Origin of the sequence: Kitasatospora purpeofusca (assembly GCF_036010405.1) — a bacterium.
In the GTDB taxonomy this organism is placed as follows: Bacteria; Actinomycetota; Actinomycetes; order Streptomycetales; family Streptomycetaceae; genus Kitasatospora; species Kitasatospora purpeofusca.
Genome location: NZ_CP108561.1, coordinates 3,650,620 through 3,668,829, shown reverse-complemented (window position 1 = coordinate 3,668,829; position 18,210 = coordinate 3,650,620). Strand labels below are relative to the sequence as shown.

The 18,210-nt window shown below is 75.9% G+C and carries 18 protein-coding genes; 12 read left to right on the top strand and 6 right to left on the bottom strand.

Annotated elements, in window-relative coordinates:
- The first annotated feature begins 300 nt into the window (after positions 1-300).
- Positions 301-1,617, top strand: coding sequence for a class I SAM-dependent RNA methyltransferase (locus tag OG715_RS15970; RefSeq protein ID WP_266271688.1), 1,317 nt, complete (start codon positions 301-303; stop codon positions 1,615-1,617).
- Between the two features lie 112 nt (positions 1,618-1,729).
- Here OG715_RS15970 and OG715_RS15965 read toward each other — a convergent pair whose 3' ends face one another.
- Positions 1,730-1,927 carry a hypothetical protein gene (locus OG715_RS15965; RefSeq protein WP_149030414.1) on the bottom strand — a complete coding sequence of 66 codons (198 nt, stop codon included), beginning with the start codon at positions 1,925-1,927 and terminating at the stop codon, positions 1,730-1,732.
- Positions 1,928-2,175: 248 nt separating this feature from the next.
- On the opposite strand from OG715_RS15965, the gene OG715_RS15960 reads away from it, so the two are divergent.
- Both OG715_RS15960 and OG715_RS15955 read left to right on the top strand, forming a co-directional pair.
- Positions 2,176-2,421: a toxin-antitoxin system HicB family antitoxin gene (locus OG715_RS15960; protein WP_030397363.1), complete on the top strand. Its 246-nt coding sequence runs from the start codon at positions 2,176-2,178 to the stop codon at positions 2,419-2,421.
- The gene (locus tag OG715_RS15955; RefSeq protein WP_045942211.1) at positions 2,418-2,840 is read left to right on the top strand and encodes a hypothetical protein; all 423 of its coding nucleotides are present in this window, start codon (positions 2,418-2,420) and stop codon (positions 2,838-2,840) included. The genes OG715_RS15960 and OG715_RS15955 overlap by 4 nt, the downstream gene beginning before the upstream one ends.
- 25 nt (positions 2,841-2,865) lie before the next feature.
- Here OG715_RS15955 and OG715_RS15950 read toward each other — a convergent pair whose 3' ends face one another.
- Positions 2,866-3,855 (bottom strand): GNAT family N-acetyltransferase, encoded by a 990-nt coding sequence (locus OG715_RS15950; protein WP_266269440.1) that lies wholly within the window; start codon positions 3,853-3,855, stop codon positions 2,866-2,868.
- A 262-nt stretch (positions 3,856-4,117) separates the two neighbouring features.
- Between OG715_RS15950 and OG715_RS15945 the strand changes: the two genes are divergently transcribed.
- The 6 genes from OG715_RS15945 (at position 4,118) to OG715_RS15920 (ending at position 9,847) form a co-directional block, all read left to right on the top strand.
- Positions 4,118-5,155, top strand: a complete 1,038-nt coding sequence (locus OG715_RS15945) for an ATP-grasp domain-containing protein (protein WP_266269438.1) — start codon at positions 4,118-4,120, stop codon at positions 5,153-5,155.
- Positions 5,152-6,108 (top strand): ATP-grasp domain-containing protein, encoded by a 957-nt coding sequence (locus tag OG715_RS15940; protein ID WP_266269437.1) that lies wholly within the window; start codon positions 5,152-5,154, stop codon positions 6,106-6,108. Before OG715_RS15945 ends, OG715_RS15940 begins: the two co-directional genes overlap by 4 nt.
- A gap of 52 nt (positions 6,109-6,160) precedes the next feature.
- Positions 6,161-7,024, top strand: coding sequence for a putative RNA methyltransferase (locus tag OG715_RS15935; protein ID WP_266269436.1), 864 nt, complete (start codon positions 6,161-6,163; stop codon positions 7,022-7,024).
- 154 nt (positions 7,025-7,178) lie between these two features.
- Positions 7,179-8,615, top strand: a complete 1,437-nt coding sequence (locus OG715_RS15930; protein WP_266269435.1) for an AAA family ATPase — start codon at positions 7,179-7,181, stop codon at positions 8,613-8,615.
- Positions 8,612-8,989, top strand: a complete 378-nt coding sequence (locus OG715_RS15925; RefSeq protein WP_266269434.1) for a nucleotide pyrophosphohydrolase — start codon at positions 8,612-8,614, stop codon at positions 8,987-8,989. Before OG715_RS15930 ends, OG715_RS15925 begins: the two co-directional genes overlap by 4 nt.
- A gap of 159 nt (positions 8,990-9,148) precedes the next feature.
- Positions 9,149-9,847, top strand: a complete 699-nt coding sequence (locus OG715_RS15920; protein WP_266269433.1) for a DUF6099 family protein — start codon at positions 9,149-9,151, stop codon at positions 9,845-9,847.
- On the opposite strand, the gene OG715_RS15915 is transcribed toward OG715_RS15920, so the two are convergent.
- Together OG715_RS15915 and dapD are read right to left on the bottom strand one after the other, a co-directional pair.
- Entirely contained in the window at positions 9,763-9,984 is a 222-nt protein-coding gene (locus tag OG715_RS15915) for a hypothetical protein (RefSeq protein WP_266269431.1), read from the bottom strand. The two genes, OG715_RS15920 and OG715_RS15915, sit on opposite strands and share 85 nt — an antisense overlap.
- 319 nt (positions 9,985-10,303) lie before the next feature.
- Positions 10,304-11,293, bottom strand: a complete 990-nt coding sequence (gene dapD / locus OG715_RS15910; protein WP_266269429.1) for a 2,3,4,5-tetrahydropyridine-2,6-dicarboxylate N-succinyltransferase — start codon at positions 11,291-11,293, stop codon at positions 10,304-10,306.
- Positions 11,294-11,427: 134 nt separating this feature from the next.
- Between dapD and OG715_RS15905 the strand changes: the two genes are divergently transcribed.
- The 3 genes from OG715_RS15905 to argF all read left to right on the top strand — a co-directional run bounded on the left by OG715_RS15905 (position 11,428) and on the right by argF (position 16,732).
- A complete protein-coding gene (locus OG715_RS15905; protein ID WP_266269428.1) occupies positions 11,428-12,843 on the top strand; it encodes a 3' terminal RNA ribose 2'-O-methyltransferase Hen1 in 1,416 nt (471 codons plus the stop codon).
- On the top strand, positions 12,840-15,611 hold the full coding sequence (locus OG715_RS15900; protein ID WP_266269427.1) for a polynucleotide kinase-phosphatase: 2,772 nt from the start codon (positions 12,840-12,842) through the stop codon (positions 15,609-15,611). Before OG715_RS15905 ends, OG715_RS15900 begins: the two co-directional genes overlap by 4 nt.
- 119 nt (positions 15,612-15,730) lie before the next feature.
- Entirely contained in the window at positions 15,731-16,732 is a 1,002-nt protein-coding gene (gene argF / locus OG715_RS15895; protein WP_266269426.1) for an ornithine carbamoyltransferase, read from the top strand.
- A 79-nt stretch (positions 16,733-16,811) separates the two neighbouring features.
- Here argF and OG715_RS15890 read toward each other — a convergent pair whose 3' ends face one another.
- Positions 16,812-17,354, bottom strand: coding sequence for a superoxide dismutase family protein (locus OG715_RS15890; RefSeq protein WP_266269425.1), 543 nt, complete (start codon positions 17,352-17,354; stop codon positions 16,812-16,814).
- Between the two features lie 146 nt (positions 17,355-17,500).
- Positions 17,501-17,908: a type II toxin-antitoxin system VapC family toxin gene (locus tag OG715_RS15885; RefSeq protein WP_266269424.1), complete on the bottom strand. Its 408-nt coding sequence runs from the start codon at positions 17,906-17,908 to the stop codon at positions 17,501-17,503.
- Between the last annotated feature and the right edge of the window lie 302 nt (positions 17,909-18,210).

The following is an 18,210-nucleotide window of genomic DNA, read 5'->3' as shown; positions in this document are numbered from 1 at the left end:
CGCGCTCCGGAGCGCACTGAGCGTCCTGAGCGTGCCGAGCGTGCCGAGCGCACCGACCGGCCGAAGAAGGCCGAGCGGTCCGGGGGCGCCGGGGGCGCCGGGCGTACCGAGCGGACCGAGCGTGCGCCCCGCGGCGAGCGTGACGGCCGTTCCGACCGTCCGGCCCGTTCGGGGCAGCAGGGGCAGGGACAGCAGGGCGACGGCTCGAAGGACGGCGCGCGCCCGCGCAAGCAGGCCGTGCGCCCGCCCCGCGCGCTGCGCTCCACCGTCCGCGCGCCCCGCGCCGAGTCGGCGCCCAGGGTGCCCGCCGGTGACTCGCTGATCGGCGAGCGCTACGAGGTCGAGGTCGGTCCGGTCGCCCACGGCGGCGGGCACTGCGTGGCCCGGCACGAGGGCCGGGTGCTGTTCGTCCGGCACACGCTGCCGGGCGAGAAGGTGATCGCCCAGGTCACCGAGGGCACCTCCTCCTCGCGCTTCCTGCGTGCCGACGCGGTCGAGGTGCTGGAGCCCGCCAAGGAGCGGATCGCCCCGCCGTGCCCGTTCTCCGGGCCCGGCAAGTGCGGCGGCTGCGACTGGCAGCACGTGACGCCGGGCGGCCAGCGCAAGCTCAAGGTGCAGGTGCTGACCGAGCAGCTGGCCAAGCTGGCGGGCCTGACCCCGGCCGAGGCCGGCTGGGACGGCAGCGTCGAGCCGGTCGGCGACAAGCTGCCGGCCGGGCAGGTGCCGACCTGGCGCAGCCGGGTCCAGTACGCCGTCGACCCGGGCACCGGCAAGGTCGGGCTGCGCAAGCACCGCTCGCACGACATCCAGCCGATCGACCGCTGCCTGATCGCCGCCGAGGGCGTCACCGAGCTGGGCGTGGAGGCGCACGACTGGCCGGGCGTCGCCACGGTCGAGGTCATCGCCGCCGCCGGCTCCTCCGACCGCCAGGTGGTGCTCACCCCGGCCCCGGGCGCCCAGCTGCCGCTGGTCGAGCTGGACCGGCCGGTCTCCATCAGCCGCATCGACGACCAGGGCAACATCCACCGGGTGCACGGCCGGAACTTCGTCCGCGAGCGCGCCGCCGGGCGCACCTGGCGGGTCAGCGACGGCGGCTTCTGGCAGATCCACCCCGAGGCCCCGGACACGCTGGTCGACGCCGTCCTGGACGGTCTGGACCCGCAGTGGGGCGAGAACGCGCTCGACCTGTACTGCGGCGTGGGCCTGTTCGCGGGCGCGCTGGCCGACCGGGTCGGCGAGGACGGCGCGGTGCTCGGCATCGAGTCCGGCAAGCAGGCGGTGGCCGACGCCCGGCACAACCTGGCCGCGCTGGAGAACGTCCAGATCGAGTGCGACCGGGTGGAGGCGCTGCTGCCGCGGACCGGCATCACCGCCACCGACCTCATCGTGCTCGACCCGCCGCGCGCGGGGGCCGGGCGGGAGACGGTCGCGCACCTGGCCGGTCTCGGTGCCCGCCGGATCGCGTACGTGGCGTGCGACCCGGCGGCGCTGGCCCGGGACCTCGGCTTCTTCCGCGAGGGCGGCTACCGTCCGGTGTCGCTGCGGGCGTTCGACCTGTTCCCGATGACGCACCACTTCGAGTGCGTGGCGATCCTGGAGCCGATCGCGGGCGCGTAAGCAGGAGCGCGCGGGCCCGGCCGGCGGCCGGGCACGGGCAGGACAGGACGGAGGCGGTACCCGGCGTTCGCGCGGGTACCGCCTCCGTCGTCTCGTGGGCCGGTGCGGCGCCTCAGGGCAGGTTGTGCTCCTCTTCCCGGGCGTCGTGCGGCAGGTCGACGCCGTGCTGGGCGGCGAGCCGCAGCAGCCCGGCGATCCGGCCCTCGTACGCCTGGACGCCGTCGGCGTCCCCCTCGGCCCGGGCGGCCGCGAGTTCCTTGCGGGCCTGGTCGAGCTGCTCGCGCAGCTCCTGGTCGAACATGGCTGTCATTGCCGGCCTCCACAACCGGTCGGTGCCGCTCCAGGGAATGCTCAGGGCACTTCAGAGTCTCCGAACGTGAAGAACTCTTCAAGTCTCACTCCCGGTGGGCCCGGGCGCGTCGGACGGCGGGGGAGCGGGTAGTCGGTAGGGGCGTACGGCGGGCGTGCCGGTGGGGCGTGCGAGTGTGCGTCGGCGGGGGCGTGCGACGGGATGCGTGAGCCCTTGTTGTGCTAGCACTTCGGCGCTAGCTTGAAAGCATGGGTAAGAAGCAGCTGAACGTCCGGGTGGACGCCACCACCGCGGAGATGGCCCGGGAGCGGGCGGAGCAGCAGGGGATCAGCATGAACCAGTACATCGAACGCCTGGTCCAGCAGGACATGGGCGAGGCGGGGCGGGTGTTCGTCGACGCGGCCGCGCAGTTCATGAAGGAGTACGAGACGGCCTTCCTGGCCGAGTTCGGCGAGCAGCGGGGCGAGGCCGACCTCCAGGACGTGCGCCGTTGAAACTGGAGGTCGACCTCTCGTGGCTGCTCATGACCGCCGAGCAGTACACGCCCGGTGACCCGCAGGTCACCGACTACGGATCGCTGCTCGCCGCCGTCGCCCGGCACCAGGCCGAGATCTTCGACATCGCCGTCTACCCCGAGCCGCAGGACCGCGCCGCCGCCCTCATGCACCAGCTGATCCGGGTGCCGGCGCTGGAGAAGACCAACGAACTGTTCGCCACCGCCGTCGCCTACGCCTACCTGGTGGCCAGCGGCTGCACGGTGGCCACCACCGCCCGTGAGGTGCGCAGCCTCGCCCGGGCCATCCGCGAGGGGCGGCTGACCGTCTCCGGGGTGGCGGACCGGCTGGCCGTCTGGGTGGTGGACGAGGCCGAGGACGAGGAGGTCAGCGGCGAGGACGACGACGACGCGGAGTGAGCGGCGGTCCCGGCGGACGGCGGGGTCAGTGGGCCCCGGTGGTCGCCGCGGCGTCCGGCCCGGACTCCGCTTCGGTTCCCGGTTCGGTTCCGGGCTCGGCTCCCGCCTCGGCTCCCGGCTCGGCGATCAGGGCCGTCGCGAAGGAGCGGAAGCCGGCCCGGCGGTAGATCCGGGCCACGTCCTCGTCCGCGGCGGACAGGAACACCGTCCGCGCCCCGCCGGCCCGGGCGTGAGCGACCAGGGCCGCGGTGACCGCCTGCGCGAGGCCCCGCCGCCGGGCCGAGGGGAGGGTGCCCACCCCGGCCACCTCGGTGACCTCGCCGACCGGGTTGTGCTGGCCCGCGCAGAGCGCCGTGCCCTCCCCGAACGCCGCCGCGAGCGCCGTCCTCCCGGCGGTGATCCTGGCGGCGAGCCGCTCCGCGCTCCCGTCGGCCCTCAACGCCTCGGCCCGCACGGCCAGTTCGGTCGGACCCGCGCTGCCCACACCGGTACCCGGTTCGCCGAACGCCAGGTGCGGAACGGCCAGCGCCTCGGCGAGGGCCGGATCGTCGGCGGCCAGCACCCGGACCGACACACCGTCCGGTCCGGCGGCGTCCCCGGCACGGTCCCCGGGCTCGTCCGTGGGCCCGTCCTGCGGGCCGAGCACCAGCAGCGGGTGCTCGTGCACGGTCAGCCCCGCCTCCTCCACGGCGGCTCGCAGCAACGGGTCGTGCTCCGCCACCCACTCGAAGGCCTCCGGCAGTCCCAGCTCGCGCTGGCGGGCCCGCACCCGGCGGACGTCCGCCGCGGTGGCGGCCGGACCCCCGTGGCCCAGCGCCGGCCGGGCGTAGTACGGCCAGCCGGTGCCCTCCGCGACGAACAGGCTGAGCGGACCGAAGTCCTCGACCCGGGCGGAACCGCGCGGTACGGCGTCGTAGTAGCCCTCGATCGCTTCGAGGAGGGCCGGGTCGGGCTGCGCCGGGGCGGCGGCGTCGGCGGCGGTCGGGGCGGTGGATGCGGGATCGTGGGAGGTCACGCCGTGCATCAAAGCAGGCCCGCCGCGTTCCCGCCGGGAATTTCCGGCCACCCCGTCCGGACCTGCCCCGGTCCGCGCCGACGTGACCCGCTGGGCCCTCCGGCGGCCGTTCGGCCCGGGCATTTCACCGCGATTGTTGCCCAACGCTTACAGGCCGGGCGATCTTGCGTGAGGGGCGCGTGGCATCCTGGGGCCTTTACAGCTCTGCCGGACGTGAACGGCGGACGTCCGCGCTGGGCGAAGCGAGGGGGATGACTGGCTCATGAGGCTCTGCTTTCTGGTGGAGGAGCACTACCGGCACGACGGCATGCCGCTCGACGTCGTACGCCAACTCACCGCGTGGGGGCACCGGGTGGACGTGCTGCGCCCCGGCGACTCGCTGATGGCGATCTCCGAGGCGGTCCGGGCCGGCAGCCACGACGCCTGGGTGCTCAAGACCGTCTCCGGCGGACCGGGCCTCACCCTGCTGGAGGCGGCCGCCGCCGTCGGCCTCACCACCGTCAACGACGTCCGGTCCATCCGCGGCGTCCGCGACAAGGCCCTCGCCTCCGTGATCGCCCGCACCCGGGGGCTGCCCGTCCCCGTCACCTACGCGGCCGCCCGGTGGGAACGGCTCGCCGAGATCCCCGCGGCCGAGTACCCGCTGGTCGTCAAGCCCGCCGACGGCAGCTCCGGGCGGGCCGTGCGGCTCGTCCGCGACCCCGGGCACCTCGCCGAGCTCGGCCCCCTGCTGGCCGGCGAGGGCCTGCTGATCGCCCAGCCCTACGTGCCCAACTCCGGCACCGACCTCAAGGTGTACTGCGTCGACGGCGAGCTGTACGCGACCGAGCGGTGCTCGCCGCTCAACCCCGACCAGGGGGTGCGGGAGCGGCAGGTGCCGCTGCCCGCCGAGGTCGCGCGGATCGCCGCGCAGGTCGGCGAGGTGTTCGGGCTCGACCTCTACGGCGTCGACGTGCTGCTCGGGCCGGACGGTCCCGTGGTCGTCGACATCAACGACTTCCCGAGCTTCCGGCAGGTGCCGGACGCGGTCGCGCGAGTGGCGCGGGCGGTGCTGCGGCTGGCCCGCACCGGGACGGCGGTCACGGCCCCTGCGGTGGCGCTCGACGCCTCGGAGCTGGAGACGGTCGTACTGGGGGCCGGGTCGGTCCGGATGCCCGCGCAGGGCGGCGGCGCGTCGGTCGGGGCCGGTGTCGCGAGCGGACTCGGCGGCGGACTCGGCGGCGGTGGCGTCGCGGTCGGTGGCGTCGGCGGTGTCGGCGTCGGTGGCATCGGGGCCGCGCCGGTCGGCGGCGCGATATGAGGATCGGTCTGATCACCTCCGCCCCGGACCACCCGGTGCTCGCCGCGACCGCCGCGCTGCTGACCGCTCGCGGCCACCACGTCGAGGCCCTCGACCCGACGTCCGGTCCGGCCGGTCCGGACGATTCGGACGGTCCTCACGGGCACGCCGGGCCGTTCGACCCGCCCGCGGACGTCTACCTGCTCAAGGCGCACACCCCGGCGGCGCTCGCCCTCGCCCGGCGGCTGGAGGAGCGCGGCGCGGCCGTCGTCAACCCGGTCGCCGCCACCGAACTCTGCCAGGACCGGCTGGCCATGGCCGAACTCGCCCGGCGGGCCGGACTGCCGTTCGCGCCCACCCGCGCCGCCGCCGACCCCGCCGAACTGCTCCGGGCGGTCGAGGCGGGAGAACTCCTCCTGCCGATCGTCGTCAAGAGCCGGCACAGCCGCCGCCACGACCTCGTCGCCCGCGTCGACGACCCGGCCCGGCTGCGCGCCCTCGCCGAGGAATGGCCGGACGAGCCCGTCGTCGCCCAGCCCTACCTGCCGAGCACCGGCTGGGACCAGAAGCTGTGGGTCGTCGCCGGGCAGCTGTTCTGCGCCCGCCGCCGCTCCGAGCTCGCCGGCCCCGAGCACGCCGAACTCCCGGACGGCGACGGTGGGTTCGGGCCTGCCGAGCTGTCCGCCGAGCGGGCCGGCGTGGCGCTGCGGGCCGGTGAGGTGTTCGGCCTCGACGTCTACGGCGTCGACCTGCTGGACGGGCCGGGCGAACCGGTCGTCGTCGACGTCAACGCCTTCCCGGGCATCCGCGGGCAGGCCGGGGCGCCCGAGGCGCTCGCCGCGCTCGCCCTGCGCGTCGGCGGGGCGGCGTCCGGGGTCCCGCGCCCACGGGCGGACGGCGCCGGTACCGGCCCCGGCCCCGGCGCCGCGACGCCCGCGTCGGCGGATGCGGGACCGGGCACCGCCGCTGGTTAGGCTGGCACTCCCGGCCCGAGCACACGACCGGGCCGCGAGAGAAGACGGACCCTTGCTGCAGGACATCGAGCCCTACCTGGCCTGCCCGCACTGCGCGCGGCCGCTCACCCTCGACGGGCGCACCCTGCGCTGCCCCGGCGGGCACAGCCACGACCTTGCCAAGCAGGGCTACGTCAGCCTGCTCGCGGGCGACGCCCACACCGGCACCGGGGACACCGCCGACATGGTCGCCGCCCGGGGCGACTTCCTCGCCGCCGGCCACTACCGGCCGATCGCCGACGCGCTCGCGGCGGCCGCCGTCGCGGCCGAGGACTCTGGCGGCGGTGACGGTGACGGTGACGGCCCCGGGGGGCTGGTCGCCGACCTCGGCGCCGGCACCGGCCACTACCTCGCCCACGTCCTGGACGCCCTGCCCGGTCGGCCCGGCGCCGCCCTCGACATCTCCAAGTACGCACTGCGCCGCGCCGCCAGGGCCCACCCCCGGATCGGCGCCGTGGTCTGCGACGCCTGGCGGCCGCTGCCCCTGCTGGACGCCTCCGCCGGACTCGTCCTCAATGTGTTCGCCCCGCGCAACGGACCCGAGATCCGCCGCGTGCTGCGGCCCGGCGGCACCCTGCTCCTGGTCTCGCCCACCTCCCGGCACCTGCGTGAACTCGTCGACACCCTCGGCCTGTTGTCGGTCGACGAGGAGAAGCAGCGACGCATCGACGAGAAGCTCGGGCCCTACCTGACGCCCGCCGGTCGGCGCGAGGTCGAGTTCACCATGCGGCTGTCCGCCGAGGACGTGCGGACCGTGGTCGGCATGGGGCCGAGCGCCTGGCACACCGACCCGGACCGGCTCGCGGAGCAGCTCGCCGCACTGCCCGACCCGGTCGAGGTCACGGCCTCCGTCACCGTCGCCGCCTACCGGCGCTGAACCGACGGGCGGCCCCCGCCGCAGGGGCCGCCCGCCCGGCGTCCCGCCCGGCGTCCCGCCCGGCGTCCCGGCCCCGTGCCGGAGTCACCCCGATGGGATGAATCTGCCGGGCAGGCACGTTTCTGCCGCGCGACCGGCGGCTAACGTCCGACGGGTGAACCGCGACGCCACCCGCCCCGCCGTGCCGGCCCACCCGCAGCAGCGCACCCCGGAACCAGGACCGGCGGCCGCGACCGCCCGGCGCCCGATCGTCGAGGAGCTCCGGCTCACCTCCTTCAAGTCCTACCGGCGCGCGAACCTCCCGCTCGCCCCCCTCACCGTGCTGCACGGCCCCGCCGGCGTCGGCAAGTCCAACGCGCTCGACGCCCTCGCCGTCCTCTCCCGACTCGCCCTCGGCGAGGAGATCGGTGAGTCCCTCGACGGCCGGCCCGGCACCACCGGGCCGCTCGCCGCCCCCGTGCGCGGCGGCCTCGCCGGGTGCGTGCCGCACGGCCGCGACGCCTTCATCCTCGGCTGCACCGTCCGCTCCCCGGACGGGCCGATCGCCCTGGAGGTCGTCGTCCGCACCGACGGCCCCGTCCGCATCGCCAGGGAACAGCTCACCCTCGACGGCCGGACCCTCGTCGAGACCGGCGAACAGGACCTGCGCCACCGGCGCGTCAACGTCAGCTGGCACAACGACACCAGGCAGGGCGACATCCGCGCCCCCTTCCCCAGCGGCACCCTGGTCACCGCCCAGATCCCGCTGCGCGTCGCCGGATCCTCGCCCGGCGAACGCAAGGTCCTCGCGGCCGCCGAACAACTGCTCACCGCGCTGCGCGAGGTCTTCCCGGTCTGCCCCGTGCCCGCCCTGATGCGGGGCTGGGCCCGCCCCCACCCGCAGGCCAGGCTGCTCAGCTCGGCCGCCAACATCTCCGCCGTCGTCGCCCGGCTCGGCAACGAGTGCGGCCGCCGGTTCGGGCAGCTGCTGCGCGTCGTCCAGTCCGCCGCCCCGCACCCGCTGCTCGGCCTCGACCTCGCCCACCGCGGCACCGGCGCCGACCGGCGGGTGCTCGCCGTGTTCGACGAGGGCGTCCTCGGCCGCACCGGGGCCGACCAGGCCTCCGACGGCATGCTCCGCCACCTCGCCTTCGCCGCCGTGCTGCTCACCGGCGCCGGTGTGCTGGACCTCGACGTGGCCGCCGAGGTGCCGTGGGCGCAGCGGCAGCTCACCGTGCTGGCGGAGGACCTCGGCGCGGGGCTCTCCACGGACCAGGCCGCCTCGCTGCTGCGGCTCGCCCGCGACATGTCGGGGCGCAACCAGCTGCGGGTGCTGGCCACGCTCCAGGAGCCGGCGGCGGCCCGGGACGCCCTGGGCGGGCCGGGTGAACTGCCGGCCGGGGCGGCGGTGGTGGAGTGCCGGCGCGATCCGGGCTCGGGGCTCACGGTGCTGCGGACGGAGACCGCGCGGGTGCCGGTCCAGGCGGTGCGCGACGGCGGGGCGGTGGCCCCGGGGCCGGGGTCGGGGGTGGGGGTGCCGTTGCCGGAGCCTTGGACGCCGGGCCCCGGGGCCGACCGGGCGGCGGTCGATGCGGTAGACCTGGACGGGTGAACGAACGACACACGGAACCCGCCGGGCCGACCCTGGAGGAGCTGCGGCAACGGCTCGTGGACTTCGCCGCGGCTCGCCGCTGGGAGCCCTTCCACACCCCCAAGAACCTCGCCTCGGCCCTGACCGTGGAGGCCGGCGAGCTGCTGGAGATCTTCCAGTGGCTCACCCCCGAGCAGGCGGCCGCCGTGATGGCCGACCCGGACCGCGCCCACCGGGTGCGGGACGAGGTGGCCGACGTGCTCGCCTACCTGCTCCAGTTCTGCACGGCCGTCGGGGTCGATCCGCTGACGGCCCTGGCCGCCAAGATCGAGCGGAACGAACTGCGCTTCCCGGTCCCCGACGCCCCCGTCGAGGGCGAGGAAGTCAACCCGTAGGGCTGCCCATAACCCCTGCGGGGGACGGAAGTTGTCCACAGCCCCAGGGTTGTCCACAGGTTTCCGAAGTCCGGATGCGCCACCCCCGGGCTCCGTCGCACCCTCTCACCGTGACCGCACGGCAAGGCGCCGCGCGGGCGACGGAAGGGGTGTCCGGCCGTGGAAGCGCTGCGACTGATCAAGACCGCCCGGCACGCCCTGGCGGAGACCAGGAACGTCCCCGACGTGCTGGCCGAGGCCCGGCAGGCCGCGCTGCTCACCGAGGCGGTGGCCACCCGGCTCGCCAGATCGGGGGAGGAGGGGCTCTCCGGCCTCGGGCAGCTGTTGGCCGAGGCGGCCACCCACGCGGCCTGCTGCCTGGAGCATCCGGAGGAGGGTGCCGCCTCGGCGTCCGCCTTCGGGCCGGGCGGCCGGGCCCGAAGGCTCACCGAGCTCGGGGAGTTCGGGCCGATGCTGGACGAACTCGGCCGCCTGCTGCGGGACATGGGGGAGACGCTGGTCGTGCTGGCCTGCGGGGCCGACACCGAGAGCCTCTACTGGGCCTGCATCGACGGGGTCGACGCGGGAGCGGAGTGCACCCAGCTGGTCGGCCAACTGCTGGACGCCGTACGGCAGGCGGCGGGCGAGCGGCCCGAGGAGTACGACGCGGAGCCGTGCGGGGCGGCGGAGGGCGGGCCCGGGGAGCCGTTCGGGCCGGACGGTGCCCGAGGGCTCCCCGAACCGGCGGCGGAGCACGAGGAGCGGTTACTGGTGCTCCGGCTCGACCCGCCGGGTCAGCGGGCGGCGGAGAGCCCGCCGTCCTCGCCGGCGGCGGAAGCGGTCGCGGCGGGGGAGGTGGTACGGGCACCGATGGCCTGAAGGTCGGCGAGGTCCGCGGTCACCGAGGCGAGCAGCTCCTGCATCTGCTCCAACAGGCCCTTCGGGGCGGCCGGCGCCGCCGTCCCGTCGGTGGGGTACTGCGAGGGGGTGGACACCTCGGACCAGGGCTCGGACATGCGGGGACCTCTTCGGATCGGTGGTGCGGCGTGGAGCGGTCGGCGGGCGGCCGGACGCGGCCCCGCCGCTGCAACCAACGAACACCCCGCCGCGCGGTCACCGGCCACCACTCGATGCGGTCCAACCACCGGCACGGGTAAGCCGCCCGGGTGACCCCGGGCTTGCCGCCACCGACCCGCCTGGGCTACGGCCGCCCGGGGGAAGGTGCCGGCCCGGGGCCGGTGGCGGTGGAGCCTGCCGAAACGGCCGGTGCCGGGGCTCCGAGCCGTTGGCTCGGAGCCCCGGCACCGGGAGCCGGACCCTCAGGGGCGGGTGGGGTCAGTTGTGGGCGTGGAGGTCGGCGTTGAGGCCGCCCCAGGAGCCGGAGCGGGCGATGACCTCGACGGCGCCGGTCTGCGAGTTGCGGCGGAACAGGAGGTTGTCCTGGCCGGACAGTTCGACGGCCTTGGCCACGGTGCCGTCCGGGGTGGTCACCCGGGTGCCGGCGGTGACGTAGAGGCCGGCCTCGACGACGCAGTCGTTGCCGAGCGAGATGCCGATACCCGCGTTGGCGCCGAGCAGGCAGCGCTCGCCGACGGAGACGACCTGCTTGCCGCCGCCCGACAGCGTGCCCATGATCGAGGCGCCGCCGCCGATGTCGCTGTGGTCGCCGACCACGACGCCGGCACTGATCCGGCCCTCGACCATCGAGGTGCCCAGCGTGCCCGCGTTGAAGTTGACGAAGCCTTCGTGCATCACGGTGGTGCCGACGGCCAGGTGCGCGCCGAGGCGGACGCGGTCCGCGTGCGCGATGCGCACACCGGAGGGGGCGACGTAGTCGGTCATCCGCGGGAACTTGTCGATCCCGTAGACGGCGAGCTGTCCGCCCTGGGCGCGCACGGCCAGCCGGGCCTGCTCGACCTTGTCCACCGGGACCGGGCCGATGCTGGTCCACGCCACGTTGGCGAGCAGCCCGAAGACACCGTCCAGGCTCAGACCGTGCGGCTGGACCAGGCGGTGGCTGAGCAGGTGCAGACGCAGGTAGGCGTCGTGCGCGTCGAGCGGCTTCTCGTCCAGCGAGGCGATGGTGGTGCGCACGGCGACCACCTCGACACCGCGGCGGGCGTCGGCGCGCAGTGCCTCGGCGGCACCCGCGCCCAGCTCGGCCTCGGCCTGCTCGGCGGTCAGGAGGACGGTCCCGGCCGGGCCGGGCGCGGCGTTCAGCGCGGGGGCCGGGTACCAGGTGTCGAGGACGGTGCCGTCCGCGGCGATGGTGGCCAGACCTGCGGCAACGGCGCCGCTCACGGGGGAGGTGGATTCAGCAGTCACATCGTGCACGTTAACGAATCAGGGCGGCCGTTGCCGAACGCGCCCACCGTCCGGACCGATCGGCGGCACGCGGCGCACCGGGGAAAATCCGGCGGTCGGGCGGGCGCGGCTGGGCGATACTCGGACGGGTGTTCATGTCGATCTCCACCACCGGAGCCACCGGAGCCACCGGCCTCGCCGGGGAAACCGGCCCGACCGGCCCCGCCGGTCCCCCCGGACGCCCGGCCACCGATCTGGCGCGCCTGCTGCACCGGCGGCCGGACACGGTGCACCGGGTCGCGACCGCGTTCGGTGAGGCACACGTCTTCTTCCCCGACGCCGACGCGGAACGCTGCACCGCCGTCCTGCTGGCCGAACCCGACCCGGAGGCACCGGTCCGAGGCCGCCGGGGCAAGGGCCGGCCGCCCGCCGTGCCCGACGCGCACGTCGGCGACCGTCCCTACGCGGCCTCCTCGGTGTTCGCGGCGGTGCTGCGGACGGTGTTCCGGCAGCCGCTCGGGCAGTCGCTCGCGACGCCCGACCCGGCCGACCCGGACGGGGACGAGGCGCTGCCGCTGGAGATCGAACTGCCGGTCGTCCGCGCGGACCGGGAGCCGGAGCCCGCCCCGGGCGGTGTCGACGGTGCCGTGCTGGCGCGGCGGCTGTTCGAGCCGCTGGGCTGGCGGGTCGAGGCGGCGGTACTGCCGCTGGACGCGGAAGCCGTCCCCGGTGGCTCGCCGTACCTGCGGCTCAGGCTGTCCGCGCCGGCGGTCCGGCCGGCCGAGGCGCTGCGGCACCTGTCGGCGCTTCTGCCGGTGCTGGACGGCGCCGCGCACCACTGGGTGCCGCCGGAGCGGGCGGATGCCGACGGGCTGCTCGCCGTCCACCCCGAGCGGGCCGTGATCGCCCGCCGTCTGGCCCGGCACGGCCACGCCGTGGCGTGGGGAGAGGACGACGAGAGCGACCGGGACGGCGCGGCGTCGGTGCGGGCCGCGCTGGGAACGGTCGGGGCCGGCCGGGTGGTGCACCTCGGGTGCGGGCACGGTGGGCTGCTCGCCGGGCTGCTCGGGGACGGCGGCTTCACCGAACTGCTGGGCGTGGACGTCTCACCGGCGGCCCTGGCCGCGGCCGCCCGTCGGCTGGGGCTGGAGCGGACGGCGGACCCGGCGCCGGAGTGGGAGCTGCGGAGCGGCGCGGGCCGCCCCCGGGTCCGCCTGGTGCAGGGCGCGCCGGTCTACGCGGACGCCCGGCTGACGGGGTTCGACGCGATGGTGTTCGAAGCCCCGGCCGTGGCACCGGCCGCGGCTCCCGCCGTGACCGGGACGACGGACCGGGTGACGCCCGCCGCGCACCCGGCGTACCTGGAGCACGCGGTCTTCGGCGCCGCCCGCCCGCCGGCCGCGGTGGCGACCGCGCCGCCCGGCGCCGACGGGGCGGCCTTCGCCGCCTGGGCGCGCCGGACGGCCGCCGCGCACGGCTACGCCGTCACCCTTCCGTCGGTCTCCCGACCGCCCCTGCTCGCCCTGTTCGAACGCGCTGCCCCGGCCCCCGGAGGAGGTGGGCCCCGATGACCCGGCCCGACGACGCACCCAGCACCCCGACCACCCCGACCACCCCGACCCCGACCCCGACCACCCCGACCCCCACTCCCACCCCCGCTCCGACCCCCACCCCTGAGCGGGCCCCCGAGCCCCACCCCGTCCTCCCCGTGACCGAGGGCTCCCTCGTCCTCCTGGTCGGCACCAGCGCCGCGGGCAAGTCGACCTTCGCCCGCCGCCACTTCCGCCCCACCGAGGTGGTCTCCTCCGACACCTGCCGCGCCCTGGTCGGCGACGACGAGAACGACCAGTCCGTCACTGCGGACGCTTTCGAGCTGCTGCACTTCCTGGTCGGCAAGCGCCTGGCGGCCGGCCGGCTGACCGTCGTCGACGCCACCAATGTGCAGGCGGACGCCCGCAAGCAGCTGCTCGCCGTCGCCCGGGAGCACGACGCGCGGGCGGAGGCGATCGTGCTCGACGTCCCGCCGGGCGTGTGCGCCGAGCGCAACCGCACCCGCCCGGACCGCGAGCTTCCGGCGTTCGTGATCCCGCGCCAGCACCGGGAGCTGCGCGCCTCCCTCCCGGGCCTGGCCAAGGAGGGCTTCCGCCGGGTGCATGTGCTGCGCGGGGCGGCCGAGGTGGCGGCCGCCGAGGTGGTGCTGGAGCGCCGGAGCGCCGATCTGCGCCATCTGACCGGCCCGTTCGACCTGGTCGGCGATGTGCACGGGTGCCGGTCCGAACTGGAGACCCTGCTGGGCAGGCTCGGCTACCGGCTGGTGCGGGACGCGGCGGGCCGCCCGGTGGACGCGGTGCCGCCGGTCGGCCGGACGGCGGTGTTCGTCGGTGACCTGGTCGACCGGGGCCCGGACACCCCGGGCGTGCTGCGCCTGGTGATGGGCATGGTGGCGGCGGGTCACGCGCTCTGCGTGTCGGGCAACCACGAGCTGAAGGTGGCCCGCGCCCTGGACGGCGACCGGGTGACCCTCTCCTACGGGCTGCGGGAGTCGATGGAGCAGCTGGGCGCGGAGCCGGCGGAGTTCCGGGCCGAGGTGCGGGAGTTCGTACGGGGCCTGGCCGACCACTACCTGCTGGACGGCGGCGCCCTGGTGGTGTGCCACGCGGGGCTGCCGGAGCGGTACCACGGCCGTTCCTCGGGCCGGGTGCGGTCGCACGCACTGTACGGCGGCACCACGGGGGAGACCGACGACTACGGTCTGCCGGTGCGTCTGGCCTGGGCCGAGGACTACCGGGGGCGGCCGCTGGTGGTCTACGGGCACACGCCGCTGCCGGTCGCGAGCTTCCTGCACAACACGGTGTGCCTGGACACCGGTTGTGTCTTCGGCGGCGCGCTGACGGCGTTGCGGTACCCGGAGCGCGAGCTGGTCCGGGTGGAGTCGGAGCGCCGGTGGTACGAGCCGGTCCGGCCGCTGCTGAGCGGTGCGCCGGGCGGCCGGGAGGGGCGTCCGCTGGACGTGGCGGACGTGGCGGGGCCGCACACGGTGGAGACGGCGCTGCACGGGACGGTGGCGGTGCGGCCGGAGAACGCCGCCGCGGCACTGGAGACGGTGGGGCGGTCCTCTGTCGATCCCCGGCTGCTGGTGTACCTGCCGCCGTCGGTGCCACCGGTGGCGGCCGGGCGCCGGCCGGGTTTCGCGGAGCACCCGGACGAGGCGTTCGCCGGGTACTGGGCGGACGGGGTCGGGCGGGTGCTGTGCGCGGAGCTGCTGCCGGGTCCTCGCGCGGTGGTGCTGGTGGCGCGGGACGACGCGGCGCTGGCGCGGCGGTTCGGGCCGGCCGGGCCGGGGGCGGTCTGGTCGCGGTCCGGGCGGGCGCTGTTCGGCCCGGCGGAGGAGGCGGAACTGCTGGCCCGGCTGCGGGCGGCGGCGGAACGGTCGGGGCTCTTCGAGGAGCTGGGGAGCGGCTGGCTGCTGCTGGACGCCGCCCTGACGGGGCTGCCCGCACCGGGCGTCGACGCGGGCCCGGACCTCGTGGCGTCCTCGGCGTCCTCGGCGCAGGCCCGGCGGGCCCGGAACGAGGTGGTGGTGGCGTCGGCGGGCGCGCTGCTGCCGCCGGTGCTGTCCGCGCTGGAACGGGCCGCGGCCCGGGGGCTGGACGTCGCCGGGCTGCTCGACCGGCAGCGCGGCCGGGCGGCGGACCTGCGGGACTTCGCCGAGGCGCACCGGCGGGCCGGGGTGCCGGGGCGTCCGCTGCTCGCTCCGTTCCGGCTGCTGGCCGCCGAGGGGGCCAATCTCGCGACCGGTCCCGAGCGCGAGCACCTGGCCCGGATCGACCGCCTGGTCGAGGCCGACCGGACGGCCTCCGCCGACGGTGCAGCGCGCGCCGACGGCACGGCCCCCGCCGACGGCACCGCCCCGGCTCCCGTCCTGTACCGGACGGCCCACCGCTGGGTGGACACCGCGGACGAGGAGTCCACGGCCACCGCCGTCGCCTGGTGGGAGGAGCTGACGGCGGCGGGCGGCGCGGGCATCGTGGTCCGTCCGCCGGTGTCGCCGACGCGGACGGTGCCGGGGGAGGGCCGCCCGGGCGGGCTGGTGCAGCCGGCGGTGCGGGTCAGGGGCCGCGAGTGGCTGAGGCTGATCCACGGCCCGGTCCCGGCGGACCACCTCGACCGGCCGTCCGACGGTGCGCCGGGCCTGCGGCGCTCGCTGGCGCTGCGCGAGTACGCCCTGGGCCTGGAGGCGTTGGACCGGCTGGCCGCCGGCGAGCCGCTGTGGCGCGTGCACCAGGCGGTGTTCGCGGTCCTCGCCCTGGAGTCGGCACCGGTGGGCCCGCGACCGTGAGCAGGCGTCGGGTGGACGGCCGGCAGGGGTATCAGTGCATACAAATTCTGAGCATCGTATAGACTTGCCGCTTTCCACTCGCCCGCCCGTCACCGTCACCGTCATCACAGGAGCCCGGCATGGCGTACAACCTCCGGAACAGACACTTCCTCAAGGAGCTCGACTTCACCCCCCAGGAGTTCCGCTTCCTGGTGGACCTCGCCGCCACCCTCAAGGCGGCGAAGTACGCGGGTACCGAGCAGCCCCGGCTGCGCGGCAGGAACATCGCGCTGATCTTCGAGAAGACCTCCACCCGGACTCGCTGCGCCTTCGAGGTGGCCGCGCACGACCAGGGCGCCACCACCACCTACCTGGACCCGGCCGGTTCGCAGATCGGGCACAAGGAGTCGATCAAGGACACCGCCCGGGTGCTGGGCCGGATGTTCGACGGCATCGAGTACCGGGGCCACGGGCAGGCGATCGTCGAGGAGCTGGCCGCGTACGCGGGGGTGCCGGTCTGGAACGGCCTCACCGACGAGTGGCACCCCACCCAGATGCTGGCCGACGTGCTCACGGTCACCGAGCACACCACCAAGCCGCTCACCGAGGTGACGCTCGCCTACCTCGGCGACGCCCGCTCCAACATGGGCAACTCGCTGCTGGTGACCGGCGCGCTGCTCGGCATGGACATCCGGATCGTCGCGCCGCGCGCGCTCTGGCCGGACGAGGAGGTCCGCAAGGCCGCGGAGTCGCTGGCCGGGGACACCGGGGCCCGGATCACCCTCACCGAGGACGTCGCCGAGGGCGTCGCGGGCGCCGACTTCCTCTACACCGACGTGTGGGTCTCGATGGGTGAGCCCAAGGAGGTCTGGGCCGAGCGGATCGCGCTGCTCAGGCCGTACCAGGTGTCCATGGAGACGGTGCGGGCGACCGGCAACCCGCGGGTGAAGTTCCTGCACTGCCTGCCGGCCTTCCACGACCTCGGCACGGTGCTCGGCCGGCAGCTGTTCGAGGAGACCGGCATGGCCGAACTGGAGTGCACCGACGAACTGTTCGAGTCGGCGCACTCCGTGGTCTTCGACCAGGCCGAGAACCGGCTGCACACCATCAAGGCCGTCCTCGTCGCGACCCTCGGCGGCTGACGCGGACCCCTCGGGCCACCGCGCCGAGAGGCTCGCACCGAGAGGACCGTGCCGAGAGGCCCGCGCCGAAAGGCACGTCCTAGCCGTCCAGGCCCTCCAGGTTCACGCAGGCGGCCCGCTCGGCGGCGGTGTGCGCGCCGGTCGGGGTGCCCGCGTGCAGGACCAGGGAGCGGGCCTCGCCCGGCCGGGGCCGCCAGGCCACCGAGGTGGCGGCGGTGCCGTCGCCCCGCTCGTCGGTGTGCAGGGCGAGCCGCAGTTCGTTGCGGTCGTTGGCGTAGGCGGGGTCGGTCGACGGGCTGACCGGGTCCACCGCGTCCTGGTAGTGCGGGCCGGACGCGGCCGGGTCGGCCCCGCAGAGGCCGGTGTGCAGGTGCACCGGGAACTCGTGGTCGGCGGCGACCCCGGAGACGCTCATGGTGAGGATCGTGCGGCCGGGCACCGAGCGGTCGACGATCACCCGCACGTGCGAGCCGAACGGCACCAGGTCCGGCGCGTGGCTGATCGCGGTCGGCGGGAGGAAGGCGGTGGCCGGGTCGAAGTCGGCCTCGGTGACCGACACGGGCGAGGCGGCGGGCGCCAGCAGGGCGAGCGGGAGCAGGGCGGCGGCGAGCGGAGCGGGCATCGGCGGACCTCTTCGGGTGGGGGCGCGCGCACCCGGGCCGGGGCGCGGCGGACCTGACACCCCGTTCAACGGCCCCGCGGGCACCCCGGACACGCCCGGCCGCCCCACCGGCCCCGCGCGAGCGGCCCGCCCCGCGCCCGTTCGTCCTACGTGCCGGACCGGCCGATCCCCCGGATCGCGCACCGGGGCCCGCTGGCCCGCATCAGCCGCAGGTCGGCCGTGACCAGCGGTGCGCCGACCAGCTCCGCCACCGCCACGTACGCGGCGTCGTCCGGGGTGAGGTTGTCCTTGAGTTCCCAGATCCGCCCGAGCAGCGGCTCGACCGGGATCTTGCGGATCGCCAGCCGGGGGAGTTCGGCGGTGAGCTCGCCGACCCGTTCGGCGTCGAGTTCGCGGGCCAGGTAGAGGCCGCGCAGGGACTGCATCACCTCGACGACGATGTGCTCGGGCGCCACCCACTCCCCGTCCGCGGCCAGTTCGGCGCGGGCGGCGGTGCCCCGCTCGCCCTCGTCGGCCAGCGCGAGCACCAGCGCGGACGCGTCCACCACGATCATCGGTCGGCCCCCGGCCCGCTCGGCATGTCGGTCACCGGCCACGCTACCGGGGCGTTCGGCACGGGCCCGCGGCGGCGGGTGCGGCGGCGGGCGCTCGACGGTTGCTGAACGGGTCCGCACGGTGCCGGATCCGTGGTACCGCGGGGGCGCGTGGCGCACCCCCGGGCGGAGGGGGCAGGCTGGACGTGGTGCCGACGTGGCGGACGCTGCGCCATGCACTATGGTTTATCTCGACATCGAGATAACTCCGCCTTAAGATATATCTCGACATCAAGATACTTGCCGAGAGGCGCTCACCGGCG

Bases quoted from the DNA above. Each gene is read 5' to 3' on its own strand.
- OG715_RS15965 (WP_149030414.1), bottom strand. From the start codon at position 1,927: ATGACAGCCATGTTCGACCAGGAGCTGCGCGAGCAGCTCGACCAGGCC.
- OG715_RS15960 (WP_030397363.1), top strand. From the start codon at position 2,176: ATGGGTAAGAAGCAGCTGAACGTCCGGGTGGACGCCACCACCGCGGAG.
- OG715_RS15945 (WP_266269438.1), top strand. From the start codon at position 4,118: ATGAGGCTCTGCTTTCTGGTGGAGGAGCACTACCGGCACGACGGCATG.
- OG715_RS15940 (WP_266269437.1), top strand. From the start codon at position 5,152: ATGAGGATCGGTCTGATCACCTCCGCCCCGGACCACCCGGTGCTCGCC.
- OG715_RS15915 (WP_266269431.1), bottom strand. From the start codon at position 9,984: ATGTCCGAGCCCTGGTCCGAGGTGTCCACCCCCTCGCAGTACCCCACC.
- OG715_RS15905 (WP_266269428.1), top strand. From the start codon at position 11,428: ATGTCGATCTCCACCACCGGAGCCACCGGAGCCACCGGCCTCGCCGGG.
- OG715_RS15900 (WP_266269427.1), top strand. From the start codon at position 12,840: ATGACCCGGCCCGACGACGCACCCAGCACCCCGACCACCCCGACCACC.
- argF (WP_266269426.1), top strand. From the start codon at position 15,731: ATGGCGTACAACCTCCGGAACAGACACTTCCTCAAGGAGCTCGACTTC.
- OG715_RS15890 (WP_266269425.1), bottom strand. From the start codon at position 17,354: ATGCCCGCTCCGCTCGCCGCCGCCCTGCTCCCGCTCGCCCTGCTGGCG.
- OG715_RS15885 (WP_266269424.1), bottom strand. From the start codon at position 17,908: ATGATCGTGGTGGACGCGTCCGCGCTGGTGCTCGCGCTGGCCGACGAG.